The 5,061-nt window shown below is 69.1% G+C and carries 5 protein-coding genes; 3 read left to right on the top strand and 2 right to left on the bottom strand.

Annotated features, from left to right (window positions below; genetic code table 11):
• Positions 1-65: 65 nt before the first annotated feature.
• Entirely contained in the window at positions 66-887 is an 822-nt protein-coding gene (prmC, locus tag sphst_RS15030; RefSeq protein WP_107045780.1) for a peptide chain release factor N(5)-glutamine methyltransferase, read from the top strand.
• Between the two features lie 260 nt (positions 888-1,147).
• On the top strand, positions 1,148-2,389 hold the full coding sequence (locus tag sphst_RS15025; RefSeq protein ID WP_234387688.1) for a DUF4167 domain-containing protein: 1,242 nt from the start codon (positions 1,148-1,150) through the stop codon (positions 2,387-2,389).
• Positions 2,390-2,489: 100 nt separating this feature from the next.
• Here sphst_RS15025 and sphst_RS15020 read toward each other — a convergent pair whose 3' ends face one another.
• Complete coding sequence (locus tag sphst_RS15020; RefSeq protein WP_031394022.1) at positions 2,490-2,780, bottom strand: hypothetical protein; 291 nt, start codon at positions 2,778-2,780, stop codon at positions 2,490-2,492.
• Positions 2,781-2,851: 71 nt separating this feature from the next.
• On the opposite strand from sphst_RS15020, the gene sphst_RS15015 reads away from it, so the two are divergent.
• Complete coding sequence (locus sphst_RS15015) at positions 2,852-3,304, top strand: CBS domain-containing protein (RefSeq protein ID WP_031394021.1); 453 nt, start codon at positions 2,852-2,854, stop codon at positions 3,302-3,304.
• A gap of 30 nt (positions 3,305-3,334) precedes the next feature.
• Here sphst_RS15015 and sphst_RS15010 read toward each other — a convergent pair whose 3' ends face one another.
• Positions 3,335-4,870 (bottom strand): lipopolysaccharide biosynthesis protein, encoded by a 1,536-nt coding sequence (locus sphst_RS15010; protein ID WP_107045779.1) that lies wholly within the window; start codon positions 4,868-4,870, stop codon positions 3,335-3,337.
• Positions 4,871-5,061: the final 191 nt, after the last annotated feature.

Here is a 5,061-nt window from a genome sequence, read left to right as displayed (position 1 = left end):
TGTCGCAGGACGAGGCGGACCGGCTGGCGCAGCTGGATGGGTGAGCTCGCCTGCTTCCTCCCGTCTTGCGTGCGGGAGGGGGGGTAAGTCAGGCCCTCGCCACGGCGGCCGCACGCTTCGCCTTCTCCGCCACCCCCCGCCTCGATGCCGAATTGCTGATGGCGCATGCGCTGGGCGTCGAGCGGAACGCGATCCTGCTCGATCCCGACCGCTACGCCGTCCCCGCCAGCTTCGCGGCGCTGGTCGCGCGTCGTCTCGGGCACGAGCCGATCGCCTATATCACCGGCACGCGCGGCTTCTGGTCGATCGATGTCGCGGTCGGGCCGGGGGCGCTGGTGCCGCGCGCCGACAGCGAGACGCTGCTGATCGCCGCGCAGGCGCATTTTGCCGGCGGTGCGCCTGCGACCATCCTCGATCTCGGCACCGGCCCCGGCACGCTGCTGCTCGCCGCGCTCGACGAATGGCCCGCGCGCGGTCTCGGCATCGACTTTTCGGCGGACGCGCTCGGCTATGCGCGCGCCAATGCGGCGGCCCTCGGCATGGCCGACCGTGCGCAGTTTTTGCGCGGCAGCTGGGCGGACGCGATCGAGGGGCGGTTCGACCTGATCCTCGCCAACCCGCCCTATATCGGTACCGCGGAGACGCTGCCGCCCGAGGTCCGCGATCACGAACCGCATGCGGCGCTGTTCGCAGGCGCGGATGGGCTTGACGATTACCGGATCCTCGCGGCGCAGCTCCCCGCGCTGATCGCACCCGGCGGTGCGGCGGTGATCGAGATCGGCGCGACGCAGGCGAGACCGGTCTCGGCGCTGCTCGAGGCGGCGGGGCTGCACGTTGCGCTACATCATGATTATGGCGGAAACCCGCGCGTCCTGCTCGCGCGATGACCGGCGCGACTTGACGATTATGGCCTGCCGCCGCATATTTCGCTTGTGGGAGGCCCTTCCGGGCCGCTATCACGTGGGCAGGGGCACGCAATCTCGACAACTTGGTCGTTTTTGAGCGTTGACCCGCATCCTTCGCCTTAAAGTCGCTGCAGTCCGGCGGCCCTGGCAAGTCCGACGCATCGTCATCGGTGCGCGGCGGGGGGTTTGCACCGCATTTCGGAGCACGACCAGATTTTGGTTCGACGACTGAGGACACAAGCTTGATCAACAACCGGCAAGCCGGCCGCCGTCGCGGTCGTGGCAACAATAATAATGGCGGCGGTGGCGGCGGTGGCGGTCAACGCCAGGGCGGCGGCGGTGGTGGTGGCCAGGGTGGCCGCGACACCGGCAACCGTATCGACAGCCGCGCGCGCGGCAACGCGAGCCAATTGTACGAGAAGTACAAGAACCTGGCGCGCGACGCGCAGATGCAGGGCGACCGCGTCAACATCGAATATTATCTGCAGTTCGCGGATCACTACTTCCGCGTGCTGAGCGAAACCCGCGCACGCTTCGAAGAGAGCCAGCCCCAGGCGCAGCAGCAGCCGCGTCGCCAGCAGCCGTTCGATCTCGACGGCGACGATGATTATGGCGACGAGGGCGAACCGATCCGCTCGGGCGAGCAGCAGGGCAGCCAGCAGCACGGGCAGCAGAACGGCCAGCAAAACGGGCAGCAGGGATCCGGCGACCAGGCGGCGATGGCGAATGGCGGCCAGTCCAATGGCCAGTATTCGAACGCCCGCGCGCCCCGCGAAAACCAGGGCCGTGATGGTCAGGGCCGTGATGGCCAGGGTCGCGACGACCGCTCGCAGCGCGACGATCGCCCACGCTACGACGCGAACCGCAACGAGGGTCAGCGCAACGAGGGCCAGCGCGGGGACGCCCAGCGTGGCGAGGCCCGCGGCCCGCGGATGACGCCGTCGCGCGACGAACAGCCCGGTGACGAGCAGGGCCAGCAGCGCGAGACCCAGCCCCGCGAAAACCAGGGCCGTGACGAGTATCGCGATGCCCCGCGCCGCGACACCATCCGTCGCACGCCACGCGCCGCGCGTCCGGTCCAAGCCGAGTCCGAGCAGCAGGGCGATCGCATGGACGACGGCGTCGCGCGCAGCGTAACGCCGGCCACGCCCGACGCAGCCACGTCCGATGACCGGTCGTCCGCGCCCCAGTCCATGGGCGAGCCGGTCGACGTCACGAGCACCCCGGCGCCCGTGTCGGACGGTTCGGGCGAGGAGCAGCCGCGCCGTCGTGGTCGCCCGCGTCGCGACCGCAGTCTCGACGCGCCGGTCGCCACGGACGATGCCGCACCCGCGGCGTTCGACGCAGACCGCCTGCCGCCATCGCTCGGCATTTCGGCCTCGGCACCGGCACCAGCTGCCGACGCTTCGGCGGACGGCGCAGCCGCGGAAAAGCCGCGTCGCCGTCGCGTCCGCGTCGCCACCGACGAGGTCGAGGCGGGCTGATCGTCGCGCCACACGGCAGGATCAAAAAAGGCCGGTACCGCGACGCTGCGGTACCGGCCTTTTTCGTGTCATCCCTCGCCCGCGGGCATCGCCCGGACGGCTAGTCGATTCGAGTCACGTCCTCGTCATGGCCGCTGCCCGAACTCAGAAAGACGAGCCCCATCAACAGCCCGGCCATGATCACCGATCCGCCGACCCCGCCGAGAATCGCGAGCATCGTCACGAGGTGCAGCGCACCCTGAAGATGCGCCATCGCGACGATGACGCCCGCGGCGCAGATCGCTGCCGCCAGAATCATCCACGCCATGATCGTCCGGAACCGGCCCCAGGCGAACGCGGCATAATGTGGATCGTCGAGTCCGGTCGGAGTCTCGGCAGAAGGATCGGTCATCGCTTTTCATTGCCGCGCAAACATGGTTTTCTCAAGCCACGCGCATGGAGACGCGACAAGGAGAGGCGGAGATGACGATCGCGACGATCCTCGAGACCAAGCGGCGGACCGGTGACGGCACGCGCGCGGACATGGTGCTGTCGCTGCACCCCGATGCGAGCGTCGCGGACGCGGTGGCGATGCTCGCGGAACAGCGGATCGGCGCGGCGCCGGTGCTCGACGACGGCCGCGTGGTCGGGATATTTTCCGAACGTGACGTGATCCATTGCCTGCAGGCCAAGGGCGCGGGTGCGCTGACGCAGCGGATCGGCGACGTGATGACGCGCGCGGTCAAATCGGTCGCGCCGACCGAATCGGTGATCGGCGCGCTGTCGCTGATGACCCAGCGGCGGATCCGGCATCTGCCCGTGATCGACCATGATCAGCTCGTCGGCTTCGTCTCGATCGGCGATCTCGTCAAATTCCGGATCGACCGGATCGAGGCGGATGCCGCGGCGATGCGCGCCTATATCCAGTCCGCCTGACCCGCGGACCCGATCAGGGCGCGGATCCGATCAGGGCGTAACGGGGCGTTTGCGCAGCACCGCGACGAGCTCGCCGAGCGCCGCGCGCGCGAAGGCGAGCATCCCGCCCGCATAGACCAAACCGCCAACCGCGAGCAGCACCGCGAGGCGCCAGACCGGATCGAGCACTGGCAGGCGCTGATCGACCAGCCAGACCGCGAGCGCCATCGCGATCGCGGCCAGCGCGGGCGACGCGACCGCGCGCGCGACCGCACGCGCCGGGACGCCGATCACCGGCAGGCTCCGCCACGCGCTGATCGCGAAATAGAGGGGATAGGCCGCGATCCAGGCGAGGCCGAGCCCGGTCGGCCCCCACTCAACCCCGATCAGGAACGCGGTGCCGAGGATCGCCGCGCCGGTCGCGCCGTTGCGCACGCCGATACCCGGTCGCCCGCGCGCATCGGAGGCGGGGGTCAGCAGCACCTGGAGCGTCATGAACGGCATCGCCAGCGCGAGCAGCCGGACGATCGGCGCGGTCTCGACCCATTTCTCGCCGAGCACGGTCAGCACCAGCGGCTTGGCGGTGACCGCGAGCCCGAGATAGAAGGGCATGGCGACGATCATCACCAGCCGCACGCCCTTGACGAACGCCCGCCCGATCGCGTCGGGATCCGCCTGCATCCGCGCATAGGCGGAAAAGGCGACCTCGTTGAGCGGCGGCACGAACTTGCTGACGAAGATCTGCGTGAGGAACAGGCTGGTCGTGTAGATGCCGAGCATGTGCGGCGAGAATCGGCGCCCGGCGATGAACACATCGGCCTGGCTCTGCAGGAACCAGAAGAGCTGGCTCGCCGCCATCACCCCGCCATAGCGTGCGAGCCGGCCCGCACCGCGAAAGTCGAAGCTCGGCCAGACCAGCGACCGTGCGCTCCACGTCATCATCGCACCGCGGACCGCGAACAGCACGAGCGGCGCGATGACGAGCGTCCATACCCCGAAGCCGTAGAGCGCGCCGCCAAGCGCGGTGCTCGCCGAGGCGATCGAGGCGGTGATGTTCGCCTTGGCCTGATGGCGAAAATCCATCGCGCGTGACAGCAGCGCATAGGGCAGGGCGATGAACGGCGTGGTGAGATAGAGCAGCGCCTGAACGCGCAGCATGTCGGCGACGACCGGCTGGCGGTAATAGGCCGCGGCCAGCGGTGCGAGCACCAGCTGCGCCGCGGCCAGCGTCGCATTGAGCAGGATCAGCATGCCGAAGAGCTGGCGCACCTCGTGGCGGCTGATCGTCGCCTGCTGGATCAGCCCGCTCGCCAGGCCATAGCCGTTGAGCATCGCCATGAAGGTCAGGATCACCTGGCACATCGCGAACAGACCGTAATCGGCGGGCGCAAGGATGCGGATCACCAGGAAGGTGGCGCTCCACTGCACGAGCTGCGCGACGATCTGGCTTCCCGACCGCCAGATCAGCGCGCTTCGGACCTGCCCGGCGAGCGGCGCCGGGGCGGCCAAGCCGTCGATCGGCCCGTCGGGCGGCCGGTCCGCCAGCGGGTCTGCCGCCGGCGGGGCGCTGGGAATCGGCGTGGTCATCGGACCGGCCCTATAATCGCCTGCGCTTCACAAGCACTTAAGAAAGCTGCGGGGAGATGCCGCGTCGCGTCCCTTGCTGGCACGCGAGGGCTTTGTCGGCATGCCCCGCACGGCTCACACGGCCTGCCTGGGGGCGTAAGCCGGTCGAAATGAAGAAAATTGCCATAAAAGTGAAATTTGCATTTGACGGG

It is taken from the genome of Sphingomonas sp. STIS6.2 (assembly GCF_000732685.2).
Classification (GTDB): domain Bacteria; phylum Pseudomonadota; class Alphaproteobacteria; order Sphingomonadales; family Sphingomonadaceae; genus Sphingomonas; species Sphingomonas aerolata.
Note: the sequence above shows the minus strand (reverse complement) of the source record. Positions and strands in the feature narration are given on the sequence as shown.